The organism is Scopulibacillus darangshiensis (genome assembly GCF_004341035.1).
Classification (GTDB): domain Bacteria; phylum Bacillota; class Bacilli; order Bacillales; family Sporolactobacillaceae; genus Scopulibacillus; species Scopulibacillus darangshiensis.
Map to the genome: position 1 here is coordinate 48,649 of NZ_SLXK01000020.1, position 23,802 is coordinate 72,450.

Annotated in this window: 23 protein-coding genes; 16 read left to right on the forward strand and 7 right to left on the reverse strand. The window is 43.2% G+C overall.

Features of this window, described 5'->3' with window-relative positions; all coding sequences use genetic code 11:
* Window positions 1-2 precede the first annotated feature (2 nt).
* Entirely contained in the window at window positions 3-1,124 is a 1,122-nt protein-coding gene (gene csaB, locus EV207_RS13615; RefSeq protein WP_132746701.1) for a polysaccharide pyruvyl transferase CsaB, read from the reverse strand.
* A gap of 126 nt (window positions 1,125-1,250) precedes the next feature.
* On the opposite strand from csaB, the gene EV207_RS13620 reads away from it, so the two are divergent.
* Together EV207_RS13620 and EV207_RS13625 are read left to right on the forward strand one after the other, a co-directional pair.
* Complete coding sequence (locus EV207_RS13620) at window positions 1,251-2,717, forward strand: O-antigen ligase family protein (protein WP_165886944.1); 1,467 nt, start codon at window positions 1,251-1,253, stop codon at window positions 2,715-2,717.
* 57 nt (window positions 2,718-2,774) lie between these two features.
* Window positions 2,775-3,884, forward strand: coding sequence for a glycosyltransferase (locus tag EV207_RS13625; RefSeq protein WP_132746703.1), 1,110 nt, complete (start codon window positions 2,775-2,777; stop codon window positions 3,882-3,884).
* Window positions 3,885-3,894: 10 nt separating this feature from the next.
* Here EV207_RS13625 and EV207_RS13630 read toward each other — a convergent pair whose 3' ends face one another.
* From EV207_RS13630 to dcuS, 3 genes are all read right to left on the reverse strand, one after another.
* The gene (locus EV207_RS13630; RefSeq protein WP_132746704.1) at window positions 3,895-5,166 is read right to left on the reverse strand and encodes a dicarboxylate/amino acid:cation symporter; all 1,272 of its coding nucleotides are present in this window, start codon (window positions 5,164-5,166) and stop codon (window positions 3,895-3,897) included.
* 158 nt (window positions 5,167-5,324) lie between these two features.
* A complete protein-coding gene (locus EV207_RS13635; protein WP_341539804.1) occupies window positions 5,325-6,059 on the reverse strand; it encodes a response regulator in 735 nt (244 codons plus the stop codon).
* Window positions 6,056-7,657 carry a DcuS/MalK family sensor histidine kinase gene (gene dcuS / locus EV207_RS13640; RefSeq protein ID WP_132746705.1) on the reverse strand — a complete coding sequence of 534 codons (1,602 nt, stop codon included), beginning with the start codon at window positions 7,655-7,657 and terminating at the stop codon, window positions 6,056-6,058. The genes EV207_RS13635 and dcuS overlap by 4 nt, the downstream gene beginning before the upstream one ends.
* 435 nt (window positions 7,658-8,092) lie before the next feature.
* Between dcuS and EV207_RS13645 the strand changes: the two genes are divergently transcribed.
* A complete protein-coding gene (locus EV207_RS13645) occupies window positions 8,093-9,151 on the forward strand; it encodes a glycosyltransferase family 4 protein (RefSeq protein ID WP_132746706.1) in 1,059 nt (352 codons plus the stop codon).
* A gap of 311 nt (window positions 9,152-9,462) precedes the next feature.
* Here EV207_RS13645 and EV207_RS13650 read toward each other — a convergent pair whose 3' ends face one another.
* Window positions 9,463-10,536: an LCP family protein gene (locus EV207_RS13650; protein ID WP_132746707.1), complete on the reverse strand. Its 1,074-nt coding sequence runs from the start codon at window positions 10,534-10,536 to the stop codon at window positions 9,463-9,465.
* A 250-nt stretch (window positions 10,537-10,786) separates the two neighbouring features.
* Window positions 10,787-11,422 (reverse strand): YigZ family protein, encoded by a 636-nt coding sequence (locus EV207_RS13655; protein ID WP_132746708.1) that lies wholly within the window; start codon window positions 11,420-11,422, stop codon window positions 10,787-10,789.
* 276 nt (window positions 11,423-11,698) lie between these two features.
* Here EV207_RS13655 and EV207_RS13660 point away from each other — a divergent pair, with 276 nt between their 5' ends.
* The 5 genes from EV207_RS13660 (at window position 11,699) to EV207_RS13680 (ending at window position 16,708) form a co-directional block, all read left to right on the forward strand.
* Complete coding sequence (locus tag EV207_RS13660; protein ID WP_132746709.1) at window positions 11,699-12,868, forward strand: sensor histidine kinase; 1,170 nt, start codon at window positions 11,699-11,701, stop codon at window positions 12,866-12,868.
* Entirely contained in the window at window positions 12,865-13,569 is a 705-nt protein-coding gene (locus tag EV207_RS13665) for a response regulator (RefSeq protein ID WP_132746710.1), read from the forward strand. Before EV207_RS13660 ends, EV207_RS13665 begins: the two co-directional genes overlap by 4 nt.
* A 63-nt stretch (window positions 13,570-13,632) precedes the next feature.
* Window positions 13,633-14,481: a DegV family protein gene (locus EV207_RS13670; RefSeq protein ID WP_132746711.1), complete on the forward strand. Its 849-nt coding sequence runs from the start codon at window positions 13,633-13,635 to the stop codon at window positions 14,479-14,481.
* Complete coding sequence (locus tag EV207_RS13675) at window positions 14,478-15,980, forward strand: ATP-dependent helicase ComFA (protein ID WP_132746712.1); 1,503 nt, start codon at window positions 14,478-14,480, stop codon at window positions 15,978-15,980. Before EV207_RS13670 ends, EV207_RS13675 begins: the two co-directional genes overlap by 4 nt.
* Window positions 15,980-16,708 (forward strand): ComF family protein, encoded by a 729-nt coding sequence (locus tag EV207_RS13680; RefSeq protein ID WP_132746713.1) that lies wholly within the window; start codon window positions 15,980-15,982, stop codon window positions 16,706-16,708. The genes EV207_RS13675 and EV207_RS13680 overlap by 1 nt, the downstream gene beginning before the upstream one ends.
* Before the next feature lie 7 nt (window positions 16,709-16,715).
* Here EV207_RS13680 and EV207_RS13685 read toward each other — a convergent pair whose 3' ends face one another.
* Entirely contained in the window at window positions 16,716-17,507 is a 792-nt protein-coding gene (locus EV207_RS13685) for a C39 family peptidase (RefSeq protein ID WP_243647070.1), read from the reverse strand.
* Window positions 17,508-17,602: 95 nt separating this feature from the next.
* Here EV207_RS13685 and EV207_RS13690 point away from each other — a divergent pair, with 95 nt between their 5' ends.
* From EV207_RS13690 to EV207_RS13725, 8 genes are all read left to right on the forward strand, one after another.
* Complete coding sequence (locus tag EV207_RS13690) at window positions 17,603-17,998, forward strand: TIGR03826 family flagellar region protein (protein ID WP_132746714.1); 396 nt, start codon at window positions 17,603-17,605, stop codon at window positions 17,996-17,998.
* A 138-nt stretch (window positions 17,999-18,136) separates the two neighbouring features.
* The gene (gene flgM / locus EV207_RS13695) at window positions 18,137-18,406 is read left to right on the forward strand and encodes a flagellar biosynthesis anti-sigma factor FlgM (RefSeq protein WP_132746715.1); all 270 of its coding nucleotides are present in this window, start codon (window positions 18,137-18,139) and stop codon (window positions 18,404-18,406) included.
* Between the two features lie 14 nt (window positions 18,407-18,420).
* Window positions 18,421-18,990, forward strand: coding sequence for a flagellar protein FlgN (locus tag EV207_RS13700; RefSeq protein WP_132746716.1), 570 nt, complete (start codon window positions 18,421-18,423; stop codon window positions 18,988-18,990).
* 19 nt (window positions 18,991-19,009) lie between these two features.
* Complete coding sequence (gene flgK / locus EV207_RS13705) at window positions 19,010-20,476, forward strand: flagellar hook-associated protein FlgK (RefSeq protein ID WP_132746717.1); 1,467 nt, start codon at window positions 19,010-19,012, stop codon at window positions 20,474-20,476.
* 10 nt (window positions 20,477-20,486) lie between these two features.
* Window positions 20,487-21,401, forward strand: a complete 915-nt coding sequence (flgL, locus tag EV207_RS13710) for a flagellar hook-associated protein FlgL (protein WP_132746718.1) — start codon at window positions 20,487-20,489, stop codon at window positions 21,399-21,401.
* Between the two features lie 130 nt (window positions 21,402-21,531).
* Window positions 21,532-21,978, forward strand: a complete 447-nt coding sequence (gene fliW, locus EV207_RS13715) for a flagellar assembly protein FliW (protein WP_165886945.1) — start codon at window positions 21,532-21,534, stop codon at window positions 21,976-21,978.
* Between the two features lies 1 nt (window position 21,979).
* Entirely contained in the window at window positions 21,980-22,210 is a 231-nt protein-coding gene (csrA, locus tag EV207_RS13720; RefSeq protein WP_132746720.1) for a carbon storage regulator CsrA, read from the forward strand.
* 56 nt (window positions 22,211-22,266) lie between these two features.
* Window positions 22,267-23,790, forward strand: coding sequence for a flagellar hook-associated protein 2 (locus EV207_RS13725; protein ID WP_243647071.1), 1,524 nt, complete (start codon window positions 22,267-22,269; stop codon window positions 23,788-23,790).
* Window positions 23,791-23,802 lie beyond the last annotated feature (12 nt).

Genomic DNA, 23,802 nt, shown 5'->3' on the forward strand with positions numbered 1-23,802 from the left:
GATTAAGTTGTTTTAGAGAGAAAATGCCTATCAAGCAATTCAAGGTTTCTGTCCGACTTTTGCCTTAGATGCTTGGCTTTGCATTGGATTTGGTCAATGTACATCTCCGGCTGATCCAGAAGATACATAGCGTTTTCCGCGATGGCCTCCGCATTGATGTTATTAAGATCACAGGAGACATCCCACATGTTGGTCATCTTCAGGAAATTTTCAACTTTATTATCGTAGCTTACACCTATGAATGGAACAGCGGCCAGTGCAGAAAAAATGAGTGCGTGCAGCCTCATGCCGATCATCAGATGGCAATTTTTAATAAAACTGATGTAATCGTTTGGGGGAAGATTCGGATCTAAAACACGGCACTGGCTGCCATAGGACATCTCACTGATAACCCTTTCCGCAGCTTGATAGTCATGGTGATTTTCCATGGGTATGAAAATGGGGGTGATGCCCCTTTTTTCAATAAGAATATCCAGTGCTTTCGCAAATTCTCCATAATAATTTGTCTGGTCAAACCACGGCCTGACTGAAACCGCAACAAAAGCGCTTTGGTCTGGAAGCCTCAGCAAATTATTTAGGTGAGACGATTCATTACTAATAAGGTAAGAAAAGACGATATCGGCAGTGACAATCGTTTGCGGTTTCTTAATGCCTAACTTCTTAAGAAGCCCTTTGGAATGCTGGTCACGTACGGTAATAAGATCGACACGGTTGGCAACGAGCTTCATCAGACTTTTAGCATAGCGTGTATTGATTGGCCCGATGCCTTGTGAGAAAAACATCACCTTCGTCCGCATTAGCTTCGCTAGCATTACGATGATCAGGTAATAAGGCAGCGGCCCGGATATCACTTTGGTCGGATAGGTATCTTGAAGAAGGCCGCCTCCGCCGCTGATCAACACATCGGCATTTTTAATCGCCTGCATTTTTTTAAGCGTATCACGGCGCCAGCCACGGTAGAGGCTTTTCACATCGTGCACGGACGATGTGGCTCTCGGATCGAATGATAAAACCGTAATCTCGAGCTCGGGCCATTTCATCTTAAGGTTATCGATCATCGCCTTTAAAATCGCTTCATCACCTGCATTGTTAAATCCATAAAAACCTGAAATAACAACTTTCATAGTTGCACATCCTTTGAGACATATCTTGATATAACCTTGTCCGGTTTAAATCCTCTCCAAAATGAACACAATGGGTGAATGTGTGAACCGCCATATGATCAAATGGGGAAAGGAATTGACCAGGACATGAATCGGAAAAAAAACCTTGAGAGCGTTATTCTTGTTATTGGCACTATTACTTTTTTTATGTCACTATTTTTTTCGCAGTCCTTGATAGGATATAGTGTTGCAGTATTTTTGGGATTGTATACCTTACTTAACCCGAAGCGGGCACTGTTCATCCTGTCGCTGTATTTTCCGATCAGGCCTCTTATAACTGAATTGAATCCTGGTTTAAAAGTCTTAGGCGACCTTATTATTGTTATCCTTTTTATTCGGGCCGTGATCATTTGTGTACGAAACAACGGCTTTAAGGCGATATTTGCTTTGGAATGGTTTGAGTGGGCGTTCATCATATATGCCGTCTTTGGTTCGCTTGTAGGATTGCTGCATGGCGTGTCGGCGGCATCGGTTGTTTTTCAATTCCGTGCATTCATGATTACTTACCTTTTATTTTATGCGGTTAAAAGGATGGACTCCTTTAGGCGCAGGGAATGGCTTGGCTGGCTTTGGTTTGTCTTTTTTATTGCAGTTACGATCTGTATCCACGGTCTTGTCGAAAAGCTGTCCTTAAGAACCTTTTTGCTCCCAGAGGCCTGGGCAGAACAGGATTTGTCCCCGACAAATGCCATCCGCATTTATGGGATGGCCCACAATCCAAATGTCCTTGCTTTATTCCTCGGCATTGCCTTCATGACCACGATGTTTTTAAGGATGTTTTACGGCGAAGGAAAAAATAAATCGGTTGTGCTTAAATCGGAGGAAGGGGGCTATAACACTTTTAAAAGGGTGATTATCGATATTGGGCTAATTTTAATCACAGGGGTTTTTCTTTTAACCTATTCACGAGGTTCGATGATTGCTTTTGCTGTCGTATTCATCGTCTACGTTGTTGTGTCAGGGCGTCTCAAAATAATCAAGCCTGTGGTGATTTATTTATTTTTGGCAATCTTTCTCGTCTTTTATCCTGCGAATAAGGCAGCGGAACTCATTCAAAAACAATTTGGCAATCATTACGGGCAAGCTGTGCATTACACTGACAGGCTGACGGGGACTTTTAGCGGTCAAAGTATTGATCAGAGCGTAGGCGGGGGCCGGCTTTATATAGTAAAAAAGGGCTTTACCATCTTTCAGGACCATCCAGTGGCCGGGACCGGGTTCGGCACTTTTGGCGATTCTGCGGCGCACGCTTTTGGCTCCCCAATTTATAAAAAATATCAGATCCCGCGAACAATCTACACAGACAATCAATATATTGAAATCATTGTCCAAACAGGCATTATTGGCGTGATTCTCTTCGCTGTTTTTCTTCTGGGCATGCTGCGGGTATTGTGGAAAAATCGGGGGCCTTTTGTCATTCCGCTGGTTGCCTTGCTGATTGGTGCCTATGTCTCAGGTCTATATTACAATATATGGGAGGATAAGGCGTTTACACTTTTCTTTTTTATGATGTTTGGGTTGATTTACAGTCGGGGATCAGACCCTAAAGTATAATTTTAATGATTGTGTCCCAATATGATGGTAAGAATGCTTTTAAAAGGGAGCAATCATATGAAGATCTTACATCTCATCGGCGGAAAGGAGATTGCCGGTTCAAAAAATCATTTGATTTCTCTGCTCGATCGGTGCAGCCGCAGCGAGATATTTCTCGGTGTCTTTGAAAAAGGCGAAATATATGATGAAGCAGTGAAATTGGGGATTAATGTCCGGGAATTTAACCAGAAAACGCGGTATGACCTATCCGTCATAAATAAAATCAAACGTTTGATTAAAAGTGAAGCCATAGATATTGTTCATACTCACGGTCCCAGGGCGAATCTGTATGGGTATGTTGTCAATAAAATAATACCTTTTATTTGGGCAACAACCGTTCATAGCGACCCGCGTTATGATTTTATCGGACGAGGTGTAATGGGATGGGGGTTCACAAAGGTCAATATCCATGTCCTAAAGAGGGTGGATCATTATTTCGCGATTTCCAATCGCTTTAGGGAAACTTTGGTCCAATTAGGAGCTGAAAAGCATAAAATCACAACCGTTTATAACGGGATTACTTTTGATGAACAGCTGCCGCCAGCACTGGCCAGGGAAGATCTCGGTTTGGATCAGGATGATTTTGTCATGACAACAGTGGGCCGTCTGCACCCAATTAAAGGGCATAAGTATTTGATTTCAGCGATGGGCCGGTTAACAATGGACGGGTGCAAGGCCAAATTGTTGATTATCGGCGATGGGCCGCTAAAAAAGGAACTTGAAAATGAGGTTAAGAGCTGGGGGCTTGAATCCCATATCATATTTTTAGGCCATCAGCAAGATGTGGATTCCTTTTATGGGTTGTCTGATATTAAGGTTCTCCCATCGCTAAGCGAAAGCTTCCCGCTTGTTATTCTGGAGGCTGCGCGGGCGAGGCTTCCTGTCATTGCAACGGATGTAGGCGGGGTGAGCGATATGATGTCGAAGCCTGATTATGGCTGGGTTGTTCCTCCAAGAGATGAGGATGCCTTGATGGACGCTATAAAGGAAGCAATGGCGCGTAAGGCCGATGGCACGCTGAAAAATTACGGACAAAAATTATATCGTATAGCCTCGAAAAATTACTCACTCAACCAGTTAGTCGAGGATATTCGCCATACGTATGAATATTTAAAAAAGGGGGTCTGACCCCGAGGGGTCAGACCCTTAAAGCTGCAGGTGACTTTTCATCCTGTTCAACAGATTCATTATTTTCCACGCCAAATTCTTTTTCACTTTTTGCGACAACGATCGTGGCAATACCGTTCCCAATCATGTTAATGATGGCTCGGGCCTCAGACATGAAGCGGTCAACCCCGAGCAGTAATGCTAAGCCGGCCATTGGGATCACGTGCATGGCGCTTAACGTTGAAGCAAGAACTATAAATCCGCCTCCGGTCACTGTTGCGGCCCCTTTGGATGTCAGCATCAGCACGGCTAGAATAGTGATCTCTTGTGTTAAGCTCAAATCAACACCGCTGACCTGAGCAAGAAAGACGACAGCCATTGATAGATAGACGGATGTACCATCCAGGTTGAAAGAATAACCAGTGGGGATCACGAGTGATGTCACTGATTTGGAGCATCCAAAGGCTTCCATCTTGGTCATCATTCTTGGCAAAACAGATTCAGATGACGATGTCCCAAGTACAATAAGCAACTCATCTTTTATATGCTTAAGATATTTCCATAAGCTAAATCCAAAGATTTTACAAATGATATTAAGGATAACAAAGACAAATATAAACATCGTTGCATAAACACAAAGCATTAATTTTCCGAGCGGGAGCAGGGAAGCCAGGCCATAGTTGCCGATTGTAAAGGCGATTGCCCCGAAGGCACCGATTGGGGCAACCCGCATGATCATGTTCACTATTTTATAAAAGACCTTTGCAATCCGATCAAATAGATCGAGAACCGGTTTGCCTGTTTTGCCAAGAGAGGCTAAGGCAAAGCCGAATAGAACAGCAAAGAAGACGACTTGGAGAATTTCACCTTTTGCAAAGGCATCGACAACGTTCGAAGGTACAATATGGATAATAAAATCAAAAAATCCCATTTCCGCACCTTGTTTTGTATATTCTGCAACCTGTTCTTGCCCTTGGGTCGGGTCCAAGGTCACACCGCTGCCGGGTTTTACGACGTTGGCTATAATTAGGCCAAGAGCCAAAGCAATCGTGGTAACGATTTCAAAATATAATAGTGCTTTCCCGCCTACGCGTCCGACTTTTTTCATATCACCCATACCTGCTATGCCTAATACAATAGTGAAGAAGATCAAAGGGGCAATAATCATTTTAACCATATTTATGAAAATATCCCCAAGAGGTTTCATTGCTTTGGCTGCATCAGGAAAAATAATACCAAGAAGAATACCAATGACGACAGCAGTCAAAACTTGGAACGTTAAGTTTTTAAAAATCCTTTTCAATTTTTTTCACTCCTTTTTTTTGAGAGAGGGGTCAGACCCCTCAAAAATGTAAGCGATGCCAACAAACTATGTTTTCATGCTAATGTTTTTTGAAAATTTTGTGAAGCATGTGTAAATAAAGAATCTATTTTGTAACTAAAGTAAGTAAGGCGGCCGATTTATGAATCATCAGCCGCCTGCATGTAGGGTTTTACCCTATTTGATTTCCCTTTATCTAAGTGATATTTATAGACAGGCCGTCCAACGCCCCCGTAGTCCATTTTTATAAAAACAAACCCTATGTCGGTTAAAAACTGCAAATATTTTCTCATTGAAATCCTGGATACACCAACTTTCACCGCCAGCGCTTCTGTGGAAAAACCGTCTGTTTCCATCTTGTTAATCTGGTCAATCGTCTTTTGCAATGTGGGAAGTGTCAATCCCTTCGGCAGGTCGGGAGGAAGTTTGCTTTCATAAGCATCTTTTTTAAGCAAGAGGCGGTCAAGCTCATCCTGATTAACTTTTTCTTGAGCTCTTAAAAATTCCTGCTCCTTCTGATATTTTTGTAAAGCTGCATTAAATCGCTTGAACTCGAAAGGTTTTATGAGATAATCGACCGCACCGAGCCGCAGGGAGGCTTTAATGTGCTCAATATCACTTGCTGCAGAAATGACGATGACATCAATGCCTTTTTTCTTTTTTCTGATCTCAGCCAGCAATTCCAATCCATTTTTTTTCGGCATAAAAATATCCAGGAGGACGAGATCCACCGGGTTATCTTTTAAGAAGGCCATACCATCAGAAACATTTGATACAACACCCGTGCAGGAAAACCCTTGTATCGATTCTAAATAACCTTTATTGATCTCTGCAACCATTGGATCATCTTCCACAATTAAAGCCCGTATCATCATTTTTCATCCTTGCTTTCATATGGTATCGTCACCGCAAAAACGGTCCCTTCGCTATTTGTTTTGAAAGTTAAACCGCCTTTTAACCTATCAATGGCTTTCCTTACTAGAAAAAGTCCGTAGCCACGGTCCTCACCCTTTGTTGAAAAGCCTTTTTCAAAAATAGTTTCAAGCATCTCTTCGGAAATTCCACCGCCGCTGTCCTTGACAGTGAAGGTAAACTCAGAAGGCTCAACTCTCAATGTTACGCCAATTTTCTTTTCGGCGCGGTCACTGACAGCTTCTATGGCATTATCAATTAGATTGCCCAAAATAGTGATTAATTCACTGATGGCTTCGGTGTCTTCCAAATGTGGAAGCATATGATCACCTGAAATTGTAAGATGGACATCTTGTTCTCGGGCATAGCTCAGTTTACTAAGCAAAAAACCTGCGAGGACGGGGTCATCTGCGAGCTGTGAGACAGAACCAATTTCCGTTTGATAGCGGTCTGATATGTGATGAATATAAGTCGACAGCCTTTCATATTCGCCGATATGAACCATCCCCAAAATGACATGCAATTTGTTCATAAATTCATGTGTTTTGACCCGAAGAGCTTCAGCATATAATTTGACACCTGTTACTTGCTCGGCAAGTTGCTTTAATTCGGTTTTATCACGGAAGGTGGCAATCGCGCCAACAACCTGATTTTCAACGATAATGGGAACTCGGTTCGCAAAAAGAGTGATGCCGTTTAGTGACATTTCCTGATCATACTCCGCCTTTTTATTTTCCACGACCTTTCGCATCCGGGAGTCCGGCAAGTAATCCTCCACATCCCTACCAATCAATGGCTCATCAATACCAGCATGCTGAAAGATATGAACAGCTTCTGTGTTCGCCAAAATAATTTTATTGTCCCTATTAACAGCGATGATGCCCTCACGAACGGATTCAAGCATAGCATTTCTTTCTTGCCACAAACTGGCGATTTGAGATGGTTCTAATCCAAATAACACTTTTTTAATTTTCCGCGCCAACAGTAAGGCCCCGAATACACCAAATAAAAGACCAAGACTCGTGCCAATATAAATAATGCGGATGCTTTTCAAAACAGCTTCATGAACATGAGTGGACATAATTCCGACTGCGACGACACCAACCTGTTTTCCTTCAGCATCAAGGATTGGTTCAAAAGCGCGCAATGACGTGCCAAGTGTCCCGATGGCAACGGATGTATACTCTTTTCCGTTAAGGGCTTTCGTTTCATCACCTCCGACAAAGTGCTTGCCGATTTTATCCTTATCAGGATGGGATTTCCGAATGCCATTCATATCCATAACGACAATATAGCGGACATTGGTTTTTTGACGTATGCCGCTGACAAATGGTTGAATAGCCCTCGCTTTCTTCTCATCCTTCAGTCCATCAACAACCAAAGGCGAGTTTGACACCATCCGTGCAATCGTCATCGCTTTATCCGATAATTGTTCTTTGGTTTTATCAGCCACTTCCTTGCCAACCAAAATGCCTGTGGCAAGCAATGATAAAATAACGACTGTGCAAACAAAGAATGTGATCATTGCCTGCAGGCTGAAATTCTTTTTTCCGATCTTCATGTTAGCCCTCATTTTTAGGTGCCTTTTTATTGTAAGTATAGATGGGAATCGGGGTTACATCAATCTGAATCGTTTAGAACTAAGGCGGGAAGGGGAGCAACACTATAATCAGTCGATTTTTTAACAGCTTTCATGGCATTTTGACAAAGGGGATGTCACAATTTCTTTGATTTCGACAGGTTTTCTGCAGGGTTCGTATAAAAAATTACTGTTAATTCATTTGGCATATGTTATACTTTTAGTTATGAGTTTATCAGTTTTTTCTTTAGTTCAATGTACTTGTTATAAATTTCAGGCAGTTCTAAAATTAGGATTTAGGATACTTATATGCATGAATAGAGGCCTACCAGCTAAAAGTAAGCATAATACATCATCTAAGCTATGTGATATGGCAAACAACATTGTAATAGAAAACCCAAGTATAGGGGTGGCAGAATGATTTATTTTGTGGCGTTTTTTATATGCCTTGCAGCGTCTTTATGTTTGACCCCTTTTGTAAAGAAATTCGCAATTAAAATCGGGGCGACAGATTTACCAAATCATCGGAAGGTTCACAGCGTTAGTATGCCGAGATTAGGCGGACTAGCCATATACTTATCGTTCATTATAGGCTTTTTAATTATAAGACCGGAGAGTGATTATACTCTTGCCATTCTTGGAGGCAGTTTCATCATTATTTTAATGGGGTTCTTGGATGATGTAATGACACTGTCACCAAAAATAAAATTAGTTGGTCAGTTAATGGCGGCTATTGTCATTGTCATCGGCGGCATTCAAGTCGATTTCATCAATTTGCCTTTTGACGGCAGGCTGTACCTCGGTTGGTTCAGCATTCCCATAACGATTCTTTGGATTATCAGCATTACGAACGCCATCAATCTGATTGACGGGCTGGATGGCCTGGCTGCAGGTGTGTCATCTATCGTTTTACTGACGATAGCAGGGCTTGCCATTGCAGAAGGGAATTATTTCGTTTTCGCGGTTAGTGTCATAATGCTTGGAAGCAGCCTTGGTTTTCTGCCTTACAACTTTTTCCCAGCTAAAATTTTTATGGGTGACTCAGGAGCGTATTTTCTCGGTTACATTATTTCGATTCTTTCGCTGTTAGGGTTCAAGAACGTTACAATGTTCTCTCTTGTCGTACCGGTTATTATTTTGGCCGTTCCGATTTCAGATACACTTTTCGCGATTATCCGCCGAATGATAAAGAAAAAGCCTTTATCCGCCCCGGACAAATCACATCTGCACCACAGATTGCTAAGATTCGGCTTTTCACATCAGGAAACTGTGCTTCTAATATACGGAATGAGCGCATTCTTCGCGCTATCAGCAATCGTCTTTTCAAAATCGACATTATGGGGCTCATGCTTCATCATCACGTTTGTCCTTTTCGTTATAGAGCTTGTAGTTGAGCTCGTCGGACTGGTTGATGTGAATTACAAACCAATGTTGAATTTCTACAAGCGGTTAGTAGGCGCCAAAAAGATACCATAAAAAACAAGTTGTGTTTAACGACACAGCTTGTTTTTTTGGTCGTTTAGGAAATTACAGAATGTCGACTTGTGGATAACTTTTCGGTAAAATGTTCGTAGAAATTGGGGGAGATTGGAAATTAATGAGGCCGCTTCTTCTAATAGCGGAATCTGAGTCCTATACTAAAAGCTTTTATTGCTGTTTGTTAGTTCCCCGCGCCAATTTAGAGGGTTAAAATATTAACGAAAAGATGCCATTGCTAATTGGTCTTTGCTTTTTTATTTCAGGCATCATAAAGAAAAAACACGCCATTTCCGGCGTGCTCTTTTAGGTTATTTGTTTTGGGGTTCTCCAGAAGCAGAATCTGTTGACGGTTCCAAAGAGCTTTTATAAGAAGTTGAATTAATCGGCAACCCTAAATGCTTTCTAAGCTTTTTGGACACTTGATTAACGTAATCATCGTCAAGGTCGAAGTAGTAAACACCTGTGGACATATCGTTTTGTCCTTTAAGTTGCATCATATCTATATTTGAAATGGATGATGCGTATTGCTGCAGGCCGATCAATTGCTTGAAGGTCAGGTTTGTTTTGAAGTGACCTTTTAACGAATCAATAACATTATCATACTTTGTGACGGAAGTGAGACTCGCGCCTTTATGGATCATTGCCTTTATCAATGCCATTTGCCGCTGTCCACGGCCAAAATCGCCCCCGGCTCCCGGTGATTTACGGTTACGTACGAAAGCCAATGCCTGTTCACCGTTAACCTTCTGCTTGCCCGGCTGCAGAACAATAGCGCCTTTTTTATCATGGCTGTTTTGGGTTACCAGTTTGACCGGCACATCGACGGTCACGCCGTCAAGGGCGTCAACAATTTTCGTAAAGGCTTGAAAATCAACTTGAACATAATAATCAACCGGCACATGGAACAGATTTTCAACCGTAGCAACTGTAAAATCAACGCCCATGCCGCCTCTGGCATCACCGTAGGCGTGGGCATGGGTGATTTTATCCATGCCATAGTCCTTTTTTCCTGTCGGATCAATGATCGGCACCTTTGAATCCCTTGGGATGCTGACAAGCTTAATAGAGTCATCCTTTTGATTAAAGGTAGCGAGCACCAAAGCATCTGACCGTGATGGAACATCTTGGCCTTTTCTTTTGTCAACACCCATAAATAAAATCGAGATATTATCATCAAAAGGGTTGACCTTTTTATCCCGGAGAGCTGATTTGTCACCGCGCTGAAGGACATCATGAGCAAGATCTGTCACGTGGGCAAATTTAGTTGTTAAATATCCCCCATAACCGATGATTACTAATAATATAACTAAAAACGTAAGAAGGACCCAGAGCGTGACCTTTTTGCGCTTTCTCTTTTTATTTCGTTTTTCTAACCTACCCATAGTTTGTCTCCTTTACCCAAAAAGAAAACTTGGCTGATGACCAAGTTTTTATTGGTTCTAGGCATACAAATGCCTAATTTTTACTTTAAGAATGTTTAAGTTCGCTAAAGCAAAAAAGCGGAATAAAGACTATTTTCTATAATCAAAGTCAAAAGGCCTATTTTTATTTACAAGCGCTTAACAAAATGAACCTATAGTGTATTAATTTTATCCGATTTGCCATGGTTCTACAAGATAAAAAAGTTTACAATTAATTAACGGTTTGTTCCAAATATTCGGCTCCCACACTCTGGGTCACAGCTTGACCATTAGATAGATTCGTTATCCAATCAATAAAAGCGGGCGTTTCATTTTCTTTAACATAGATATCAATTGATACATTCTCAGCATAATGAATTTCTTTAATAATATATGATGACTTCCGCAGTGCATTTTCAATAGAACCAAGCTGAGTATAATCAAATGTGCTTTGCATTATCTTCATTGGGATCCTTTCAACAATCCCGCTTGCCTGCAAACCTTCAGTTGTTGCTCTTGAATAAGCGCGAATTAACCCGCCGGCCCCAAGCTTAACACCCCCAAAGTACCGGGTAACGACAACGACTGTGTCTCTAAGGTTCTTCTTCTTTATAACCTCTAGAATGGGAACCCCAGCGGTTCCACTGGGTTCACCATCATCACTTGCTTTTTGGATATGTTGATTTTCGCCAATAACATAAGCAAAACAGTTATGATTCGCCTTCCAATGCTCTCTATTAATTGATTCAATAAATTCTTGTGCTTCTTTTTCAGACTCAACTCTTTTAATATGTGCAATAAACTTTGAATTTTGTATCTGAAACTCGTTAACAGCCTGGGATTTTACTGTATAATAAGAAGTACACATGCATTCCACCCCCTGAACGATACGCTATAGTTAATCATAGATTTTTCAAGCGTTATTTTCAATGTAAAACAACATTATATTTCGGCGGGGAGCGGATGGGCATTTCGTCATAAAAAATGGTTTGATGGACATTAGAACCTGTCAAAAAGTAGCAGAAGGCACCGAATAGTATGTATTAACGACCCTAAATAGAGACGTAGACCTAGTTAAATATAGGTAAGAAGGTTCTAGTTCATGTATCACCATTTCTGTAAAGTTATATTGGGGGAGTTTTCCATGTCATCCGATCAACAGCAATACGCCTTTATAGACGCGAAATATCTTGACAGCATTTTAGGTAAGATGGTTGAGACGGTTAGTGAAAGCAAAGGGCATATTTTTGAAATTGGAGAACAATCCAGAAGTGAATATGAAGCGTTAATCAACGAGCTCGCTGAAATTAAAGAGCAGGTCGATGGCACCATTGATCGGTATGATAAGCTTGAGATTCAAGCTCGGCTTGCCCGCGGTCATCTGGCTGAAGTCAGCAAGCACTTCCAGAACTTCAAGGAAGAGGATATTAGAAAAGCCTATGAGCGTGCGAATAACATTCAGGTAGAATTATCAATTGTCCAAGAAACAGAGAAGCAGCTGAAAAACCGCCGCAACGATATCGAACGCCGGATTAACCAACTTAGACAAACGTCCGTTAAAGCGGAAAAGCTTGTCGGCCAAGTTTCAGTTGTGCTTAATTACTTGACGGGTGACCTGAAAAAAATGGGCGAGTTGATTGAAGATGCCCAGGAAAAGCAAGCCTTTGGATTGAAAATTATTGAAGCGCAAGAAGAAGAGCGAAAACGGCTTTCGAGGGAAATCCATGACGGTCCTGCACAATTACTGGCACATGTCTTATTAGGGTCAGAAATTGTTGAACGTGTCCACCGCGATCAGGGTCCGGAGGCTTCAGCAAAGGAAATCGCTAAGTTTCGTAAGACGATCCGGAATGCTCTATATGACGTTCGGAGGATCATTTATGACTTGCGGCCGATGACCCTTGATGATCTCGGTCTGGTACCTACGCTAAAGAAATATTTAAACCGGATTGAAGAGCAATATCCAACGGTTGAAGTTGTGTTCCGCCATATCGGAGAAGAGAAACGGCTGCCTTCACGAATGGAAGCAGCGCTGTTCCGGCTGGCACAGGAGGCGGTTCAGAACGCTTGCAAGCACGCCAATCCTTCCTTGGTAAAAGTGAGCATGGAATTTCGCGACGACCGCATCCATTTATTAATAAACGATGACGGTACCGGCTTTGATCCGGGCAAAAAGAAAGAAAACACCTTTGGTTTAATTGGTATGAAAGAACGCGTGGAATTATTAGAGGGAAAAATAGCCATTCAATCGAATGTTAAAAATGGAACATTAATTGTCATTCAGATACCCATTCTCAAGGAGGGAGAAATATGACGAATACCCGCCAGAAAGTAACAAAAATCGTATTAATTGATGATCACCGCTTATTCCGTGAAGGGGTTAGACGCATACTGGAAATGGAAAGTCAATTTGAGGTTGTGGCCGAAGGTGAGGACGGCGGTGTTGTCGAGGAAGTCATCCTTGAACATGAACCTGATGTTGTTCTAATGGATATTAATATGCCGGGAATCAATGGCGTTGAGGCAACGCGCCGCTTGATCTCTAGAAATCCCGAAGTTAAAGTCTTAATTTTATCCATCCATGATGATGAAACCTACGTCACCCACGCACTGAAATCCGGTGCCTCAGGTTATTTGCTTAAGGAGATGGATGCGGACTCACTGGTTGAGGCAGTGAAGGTTGTCGCAGACGGCGGAGCCTATATCCACCCTAAAGTGACACACAACCTCGTCAATGAATTCCGCCGGTTGGCTACAAATGGCAATAAGCGGGTGCCTTCTGGATTCCGCGATGTGGAATACCGGAAACCGCTCCATATATTAACACGCCGTGAATGTGAGGTACTGCAGCTGATGACGGATGGCAAAAGCAACCGTGCCATCGGTGAAGCGCTATACATCAGTGAAAAAACAGTCAAAAACCATGTCAGCAATATTCTGCAAAAAATGAATGTTGATGACCGGACGCAGGCCGTTGTTGAAGCGATAAAAAACGGATGGGTCCGTGTCGGATAACTAATGAAAGCTTTTCCGCTTTTATGATAATATGGAGAAAAATCATGCAGAGGGGAAGCCCATATGTCAAAGGTAGCGATAATTACGGATACAACGTCATATATTCCCAAGGACATTCGGGAAGCGGAAAATATCCATGCGGTCGCGCTTGAGGTCGTATTCGGCAATGTGTCATACAAAGAGGAACTTGAATTAAGCACTGGTGAATTTTATAAAAAGATCCGAGAGTCAGAGAACCTTCCAACTACATCACAGCCGCCGTTCGGTGATTTTCTCGAGCTTTTTGAAAAGCTGTCAGAAACTCACGATGAAGCCGTTGTTATAACGCTGTCTAGCGCAATAAGCGGTACATATCAGACTGCAGCATCAGCTGCCAACATGGTGGAGAACATTGATGTTCACGTCTTCGATTCCGAAATCAGCTGTCATGCGCAAGCCTACTATGTGATTGAAGCAGCTGAAATGGCTAAGGCAAATGACTCAGCAGAGACGATCATGACCCATTTGGAAGCTATGAGGGATACCGGGATGTCCGCTTACTTTATGGTGGACGATTTGAACCACCTTCACCGCGGGGGCCGACTAACGGGAGCACAGCTTTTTGTTGGCAGTCTCTTGAGGATGAAACCTATATTGGCGTTTAGAGATAAAAGGATTATTCCTGCTGAAAAAATCCGAACGAAGAAAAAAGCGATAAATCGAATCAAAGAACTGTTTGACGGCATTGCCGGCACTGGTAAACCGACGAAAGCCTTTGTCATTCATGCCAATAGACCCGATGATGCCAAGGCACTTGCCGATGAAATCCAAGTAAAATATTCTAACGTGGATGTTGAGATTACTTACTTTGGTGCTGTAATAGGAACGCATGTTGGGGAAGGCACCATTGGCATCGGCTGGTATCAGCCATGAAGCAGTTTGTCCAGGCATTTAAAGAAGCGGGAGGATGGTTATTTACCTCTTCCTCCCCTCCTTCTAAATCAGAAACCGTCCCCATTACTTCATATGATAGTCACCTTAATACCTCCTCAAATACGCCTTTTAATCCAAACCCTGAATTGCAAGAGCATTTATACGGCCGTGAATGGCTGTTAGAGGAATTGCCTTTCAATCTAGAAATCATCCAAGAACATATTGCTGCTGGATGTGTAACATTAAGTCCAGCCATTTGCATCGATAATAAAAGACCTTGCTGCGTGCGTTGCGGCAACGTAACTCCTTATCTTTTTTCCTCTTATGATTGTGCAAGGTGTATGAAACGTTGCCATTATTGCCGCCAATGTTTGACCATGGGTGTTGTCAAGCAATGCTCTTCCCTTGTGACATGGACCGGACCACCGCCTATTATACCTTCATATGAAGATGAGACACTTTGCCGATGGAAGGGAACACTATCCGATGCCCAAGCAGATGCTTCCCATTCACTATTAAAAGCTGTAAGGGATTCAAAGGATTTCCTGATTTGGGCGGTCTGCGGGGCAGGAAAGACTGAGGTGCTTTTTCAAGCGATAGAAAAGTTGCTTGCGAATGGCAAGCGGACCGCGATTGCAACACCAAGAACGGATGTCGTCATCGAACTGCTGCCAAGGTTACAAAAGGCTTTTCCATCTGTACCGATAAGTGCTCTTTATGGGGGAAGCACTGAACGCATTCCCGGGGCTCCGTTTGTCATAGCAACAACCCACCAGTTGCTCCGTTTTAAAGCCTACTTTGATGCCATTATTATAGATGAAGTCGATGCCTTCCCCTTCCATCATGATCCGATGCTCCTATATGCTGTCAAAAAGGCTCTGAAACCGAGCAGCCCGACCATCTACCTCACGGCTACACCCACCGGTGAATTGAAGAAGCGTTTTCTCTCTCATCGATTAAATGGGGTGAAAATTCCAAGGAGATATCATGGTCATCCTCTTCCGGTTCCGAAATCAGTATGGGCCGGCAATTGGCGCAAACAAATAAAAAATGGCCGTTTGTCTAAGACCTTTTTGGACTGGTTAAAAGAAAGAGTCGAACTGCAAAGGCCGATATTTATATTTGTTCCATCAGTTGAAGTCCTTAGACAACTGACAAGGCTGTTAAATGAATATGTGAAAGCCGGTGCGGCTTCCGTTCACGCCGAGGACCCTGAGCGCCATCAGAAGGTTGCCGACTTCAGAAAAGGGACCATCAGGATTCTTGTGACAACGACAATACTTGAGCGGGGTGTGACAGTGCCTTTTGCCGACGCAGCAGTATTTGGAGCTGATGACCATGTCTTTAATGAAAGCGCTCTTGTCCAAATATCTGGAAGAATAGGCAGGGATTCAAGAGATCCCGGGGGTGATATCATCTTCTTCCATTTTGGTGTCACTTTAGAAATGGTGAAAGCCAGAACTCATATAATGGATATGAATAAGGAGGGCGGGGTTTAATGCCATACTGTCTTTGGTGCCGCGAAGCTTACAGTCCAGCCGCCAGCTGGGGGACATTATTTTCGGTGTCTTTGGAAGAGAGGTTCTGCCAAATATGCGAGGAACGATTTCAAGCTATTGAAGGAGAGGCGCTCTGTATGATTTGCGGCAGAGATCTTCGTTTATTGGATGAGAGGTATGTTGAAAATAGGATGTGTTCAGATTGCGTGAGATGGGAGAAGGATGGGTGGAAGGATGTGCTGCAGAAAAACCGCTCGCCATTTCTATATAATGAGTTTATGAAGGAGGTGATGACAGCATTTAAGTTCCGCAGCGACGCGATTCTTGCTCAAGGTTTCAAAGAAACCCTTCAACAATATTATCGGATCCATTTCCCCGATTCAGTCATCGTCCCTATTCCCCTGAGTCATGAAAGATTAAATGATAGAGGATTTAATCAATCCGAGCATTTGGCATGCCTTCTGGAAAAACCCATTCAACCCGTTCTAGTGCGACGTCTTCATGAAGAAAAGCAAAGTAAAAAGAGCAGAAAAGAAAGGGTAATGCCGCGGTCCAACCCTTTTGAGGTAAAGGCGGATGAGGAAATAAAAGAACGCCTTGAGGGCCAAAGCGTTCTTCTGATTGATGATATTTATACAACAGGTGCGACATTAAGATTAGCTTCAAAGGCTTTACAGCCGCTAAAGCCCAAATCAGTTTCCGCGCTAACCTTGGCGAGAGGGTGGTAGATGTATATTATTTCCTATAGCTTATCGCCTGCTTGCCGAGCTGCTTCCACGCCTCTACAAACTCATTGCGGTCAGTTTTTACATTTTTACCGCCAAGCGGGTTGTTGAAGTAAATGGAATCATCGTCAAAGCCTGTAATTAAGACAGCATGCTGATCATACGTGACTTTAACGTCTCCCGAAGCGGTATGCCATGTCCGAAAATGACTTTCCGGAATTGGTTTAAATGTATAATTCGTAATCACGACTACAGGGATGCCTTTCTTTAGCTGATCGATCACACTATCAAAAGATTGCCCCGTCATGTCGATAATGCGATTAGGAAGGTATTTTTCAGCAAGGTCAGCTAAAGGGCCATGATATACACCAAGCCCCGATTCACTGAAGGTGGCCATGTTGCCGACAAAACCGTCATTGGGATTGCCCCGGACCCCATTCTTTTTAAAGGGGACCTTCTTGATCTTATTGGCGAGCGTCATTTTATCGACATCAACGCCGGCGTCCTGAAGCATCATATCAAGGCTTGTTACCTCGCAGCCTCTTGCAAGCTCCGGATTTTGCATCACTTGCGGTGCATCTATCAGCACCTTTTGTTTTTTTACTTTTGTTTTCTTTTTATCTGGCGAATCTTGTGATGGTTTTGCTGTTACCGCTTTTATCTCTTTATCCGCAACCTTATGTAAGGGCGGCTTATCATCACCTTGAGCATCGGAGGGCGAATATAACTGGAAGGCTAATATCGCGAGAAAGACATCGAAAATCAGGAAAAGCCACAACCAATTTTTTTTAAATACTTTCACCTGATCTGCTCCTTTCTATCACTCTATTGTCCTAGGAAACACCTTATCTGTCAAACGCAAAACTCTAATTAATATTGATGAAATGAGGTTGCCATATGGCTGAATTATCAAATTGCAAACACTGCGGAAAAATATTTGTCAGAACGACCATTGACGTTTGTCCAACTTGCAGAAAAGAACAAGATGAGAAGTATGAATCAGTATATACTTATATTCGTAAGCAGGAACATCGGGAAGCAACAGTGAATGAGGTCCATGAAGCCACGGGTGTCGAGGAAAAGCTCATCTATGATTGGATCAAAGAAGGACGTCTGAAAACAACCGAGTTCAGCAACCTTGGCTACCCTTGTAAATCATGCGGCAAGCGGATCCAAAGCGGATCACTTTGCCTCTCCTGCGGGGCGAGGCTGCAAAATGATTTGAAGACAAACAATGAGCAACAGGAAAAGAACAATCGTGGATCAACAACATATTTCACAAAAAGCAAATAATAGTTCAAAAGACATATATCAGCTTTTAAATATATAGTAAAACATGCCTGTTTTGGAGCTGGAATTAAACAAAGACCGATTTACGCCGATAAGTAAGATAGATAAAGGTGAACGGATTTAATAGTGAGGTGATAAGACTTGAAGATTAACGGTTATCAATCGATCCACAAATATCAATCCTATCAGCATCAGCAGCAAAATAAAACAGAAAATGCGGCGGGACAGCCGAAAAGTCAGAACGATAAGGTGGAAATTTCTGCAGAAGCCAAACATTTGCAAACCACCTTAAGGCTCGAACAAGAGCGCAAGGAAAAGATCGAAAAGTTAAAGCAGCAGGTTGAGTCGGGTGGTTATAAGATGAACCATGAAGAGACCGCAAAAAAAATGTTAGCGTTCTGGAATAGGTAAAGGAGTGCAGGCCGATGACAATTGAGAGAATCCAAAGCCTCCTAGCAGAGTCTGTTGGCCTGCTCAGCCGAATGGAACATTTGAGTCATGAAAAAACACAAGTCATTAAGGAGGGGGAAATAGAAAAGCTTAAGCAGCTAATGGCTCTTGAACAACAAGCCGTTATGGAAATGGGACAGCTTGAGGCCAGGCGTGGACAATTGGTAAGGGCTTATTTTAATGAGACTTCTGAAGGGAACAATCAGATGAATTGGGATCAGCTGACACTCGGGGGAAAGCCAAAGCGTCAGTCGGGTAATGACTCAATCGGGGGTAATTCGGATACATTTGACAAACTGATCGAAAGAGCGCCGGAAGACGTTCGGAACAGCTTGTCTGACCTTCGATTGGAGTTGGTAAAGGCTGTGGCTGCATTGAAGGAAAACAATCATCTGAACCAGCAGCTTTTGCAGCAATCGATGCAATGGGTTCAAATGAATTTGGACATGATACAGCCGCCGCAGCCAAAGCCTGCAAATTACGAACATCCAAATAAGAATCGACCCCGGGAGCCATTCTATTCACGGATTGATTCGAAGGCTTAAGGAATCGGAGGATTAAGACATGAGATCAACCTTTGGCAGTTTAGAGGCCCTAAGAAAGGCCTTATTCGCTCAGCAGGGAGCTATTCAAGCAACAGGGCATAATATCGCTAACGCCAATACAGAGGGTTATTCGAGGCAGCGTGTCAATTTATCGGCGACACAGCCGTTTCCCACACCGAGCTGGAATGCACCGTTCATTCCCGGCCAAGTCGGTACAGGTGTTGAAGGGGACTCCAGTCAGCGGATTCGCGACACTTTTATTGATGCACAAGTCCGCCATGAGACAAATAAGAACGGCTATTGGAATGCCAAAAGTCAAGCGCTTAGTAAGATGGAGGACATCATGAACGAGCCAACCGACGAAGGGCTCTCTCAAGTGCTTGACCAATTTTGGCAGGCATTGCAGGATTTATCGGCCAATCCGGAGAACGCTGGGGCAAAGTCAGTGGTCAGGCAGCGGGGACAAGCTGTTGCTGATACCTTTAACTATTTATTCAATTCCCTTAGCAACATACAGGGTGATTTGAAGCAGCAGATAGATGTATCGGTCGATGAGATTAATGCCATCGCTGGACAAATCAACAATATTAACAAACAAATTGCTGAAATCGAGCCAAGCGGTTATGTCGCGAATGACTTGTATGACCAAAGAGATTTGCTCGTCGATAAGCTGTCAGGGCTCGCAAACATTAAGGTAACAGCCGTATCGAGCGGAGGAAATGCGTCTGATGTTGCCGCTGGAAAATATACTATTGAGTTTCTTGATAAAGGCGGCAATTCGCTAGGAACACTCGTTGATGGGAACAATCTGACAACGAACAAGCTTGGCGTCACTTTTACAGAAACCAACGGGAATACCAAGGCTAGCCTAGCGCTGGCCGGCAAGGATTTGTCAGGGAAAAATGTCTTTGGTAAACTCCAAGGGCTAATTGACAGTTATACACTGGATTACCCCAATATGCTCGCCAAGCTTGATGATATGGCCTACACATTGGCACAAGCCTTTAACCAGATCCATAATGAAGAGTCGGGAAAAGGTGTTGATTTCTTCAGCGATGTAGATAATAAAGCGGGAGCAGCGGGCAACATTACCATTTCAGATGACGTCAAATCATCGGTTGAAAATATTGCAATTGGAAAAGAAGGCAGCCCATCCGGGGATCATTCAATCGTCCAAGCTTTGGCGAACGTCGTCTCCAATGGCACACTGAATTTTCAAGACGGGACAAAGACAACGCTGAAAAGCTATCTCCAGGGCGCGATCGGTGATATGGGTGTCGATGCCCAGGCGGCTAACCGGTTAGCTGAGAATACTTTGACATTAAAGCAGACAGCTGAGAACCGGAGAATGTCAATCAGCGGTGTCTCCATTGATGAGGAAATGACGAATTTGATCAAATATCAACACGCATACAGTGCAGCGGCAAGGATGGTTACTGTTGTTGATCAGATGCTTGATACAATAGTAAATAAAATGGGAAGGTAGGTGATGTGTGATGCGTGTTACACAAGGGATGATGTCACAGGACATTTTAAGGCAGCTTAGTAACAGCTATAGAAATTTAATCACTTATCAGCAGCAGCTTAACAGCGGCAAAAAGATTACCCGCCCTTCACAGGATCCGGTTGTGGCGGTCATGGGGATCTCGTACCGTACCGATGTGACCCATGTTGAGCAATACCAGCGCAATGTGTCTGAAGCATATAAATGGATGGACAGTTCGGATAGTAGTTTGGATCAGGTAAATGCTGTTTTGCAGCGGATTCGTGAACTGGCTGTCGAGGCCAGTAATGATACATATGACAGCGATCAAAGAAAAGCGGTTAACGAGGAAGTGGAACAGCTGAAGCGCCAGCTTGTCGTGATCGGCAACAAGCAAGTGGCCGGCAGATACATATTCAACGGTGAGCGGACATCAGTTGCCCCCTTGAAAGTTAATGAAGCGGCGGATAGCGGGGTGAGCACTGTTGTACTCACTTTTACGGGGGCAAATCCCAGGGAAAACAGCTACTCGCTTGAGGTTAGTGACGGTATCCAATTAAAGGTAAATGTTGATCCTACAACGGTCTTCACTCCCGATTTGTTTAAGGATATCCATGCACTGCAAGAAAAGCTTGTCGGTGGTGCTTCAGGAGAAGAAATCAGTAATTCACTGGATGAGCTTGATGGTCACGCCACACAGGTTAACGCTGCTAGGGCAGACCTCGGTGCCCGCTACAATAGGGTGGAAATGCTAGAAAACCGCCTTGGCCAGCAAAAGGAGATATCTGAGAAAATTATGTCCCAGAACGAAGACACCGATTTTGAAGAAGTGGTTATCAAGCTTAAAACCCAAGAGGCCGTCCATCGTGCCGCACTTGCGGTCGGGGCAAGAATCATGCAGCCGACATTGGTGGATTTTCTGAGGTGATTATAGAAGAAGGTGGTCTCAGGAGCGTCCCTGGTTGTGGGACGCTTTATATGTAGATTAATGGCGCGAAATCCTTCGCTGTCAATAAATGTTGTTGAACTTCAATACAATTTGAAAGGGTAGGATTTTAGTGAACATCGAGACAAAGTATTTCGGAGGGCAGGAGATTGAAGAAAAGGAGATTTTCGAATTTACGGGCGGTGTGCCGGGATTCTTGGATGAAAAGGAATTCATTCTTCAGCCGTTAGCTGATGACAGCCCGTTTCAAGTGCTTCAATCAGTAAATAATACCGACATCGCATTCGTCATCGCCCCGCTGTTTTTCTTTACAAAAGAATTTGATTTTTCTATTCCTGAAGCAGTTGTTGAGCAGCTCGGAATTGAAGCCGAGGAAGATATCGTGGTCTATGCCATTGTCACGATCAAAGACCCCTTTAGCCAATCAACCGTGAATCTAAGGGCGCCGATTCTATTAAACGTCAAAACATACCGGGGCAAGCAGCTCGTCCTGGATCAAGGCAACTATGATATTAGATATCCCATCTTCTTAGAGCAGCCAGCAGGAAGGGAGCGGTAGTATGCTAGTTTTAACCCGAAAAACCAACCAATCCTTCATGATTGGGGATGATATCGAAGTCCAAATCCTTGGCATAGACGGAGATCAAATCAAAATCGGCATCCAGGCCCCAAAGGATATTGACATTCATCGGAAGGAAATTTACCTATCGATTCAGGAGGAGAATAGTGAGGCAGTACAGGAGGCTTCATTAGAGAAAGTTATAAATTTTAATAAACAATTTAAAAGGTAAAATAATGTTAAAAGAACTTATTGTAGACGATCGGGCATAGATAGAGAGGTGAGGGCATGATTAATAATGATTTGAGAATCAGCGGACTTGCGAGCGGGATGGATATTGATAGTATTGTAAAGAAGCTGATGAAGGCGGAAAATATACCGCTTGATAAGATGAAGCAGGATAAGCAGATTCTTGAATGGCAGCGGGATCATTACCGGGATATCAATAAGCTTTTGCTGGATTTGAAAACGAAAGCTTTTGATATGTCGCTGCAAGGCAGTTACTTAACTAAGCTTGCATCGTCAACCAATGAATCCAAGGTAACAGCAACGGCAGGATCGAATGCCGGGAATGCAACCTATACTATGTCTGATGCATTGCTGGCTACATCAGCGCATAATCAAAGCATAGGTGTTATTACTAAGGATGGCTTTGATCCGGACAAGAGCTTGGCGGATATGAAAAGTTTTTTAAATGACGGAAGTACTCTTTCCGAAGATTTTACGATGACTACTTTCGATCAAAACGGACAGCCAAAATCCGAGACGTTTAATGTAGACCCATCAAAATCTTTGAACGATATTTTTAAAAAAATCAATGACTCTGACCTTGGGGTGAATGCCTTCTATGATTCCGCCACGAAGGTCGTCTCCATTACGCGAACGGATACGGGTGATATGAACGCGAACGGTTCGGAAATGGCATTCTCCGGGGATTTTTTGACTGCAACTTTAGGTCTTGATTCATCCAAAGAAGAGGGCGGGACGGATGCTCAGTTTACGTTGAATGGCCTGGCTACCCATAGGCATTCGAATACGTTCACTGTCAACGGTGTGACATTTAATCTGAAAGGAAACATGGCTGCTGGGGAGCAGGCGTCAATTAATACCACAAACGATGTAGATACAGTCTTTACCAAGATCAAGGACTTTGTTGATAAGTACAATGAAGTGATTGAGAAGGTCAATGATAAGCTGGCCGAAAAGCGGTACAGGGATTATAACCCTTTGACTGATGCACAAAAGAAGGACATGGATGAAAAGGATATTGAACTTTGGAATGAAAAGGCCCAAAGCGGTTTGCTTAGCCATGACAATATGCTTTCAAGTGCTTTAAGAAAAATGCGGATGAATTTCTACAATCCAGTAAAAGGTGTCAGCGACAGCGGCTTTGACCAATTGGCTGAAATTGGCATCAAAGTATCCAGCAGCTATCGGGATAACGGCAAGCTAGAGATTGATGAAGCGAAGTTAAAACAAGCGTTGTCTGAAAATCCACAAGCTGTTAAGGAATTATTTACAGCAACAGGGGAAAGTGATGATAGGCAAGGGATCGCCCAAAGGCTGGATCAAACGGTTAAAGATGCCATGATCGGCATCGAACAAAAGGCTGGAAAATCAACCATGACTGATACACAGTATTTTATCGGCAAGCGCCTTGATAACATGGATGATCGGATAGATGCCTTCCAGGATCATTTAACAGATGTGGAGAACCGCTATTATCGGCAATTCACCGCCATGGAACAAGCGATTCAGCGCGCCAACCAGCAAGCAGCTTATTTAGCGAATCAATTTGGGGGCGGCCAATAAAAATCCTATAAG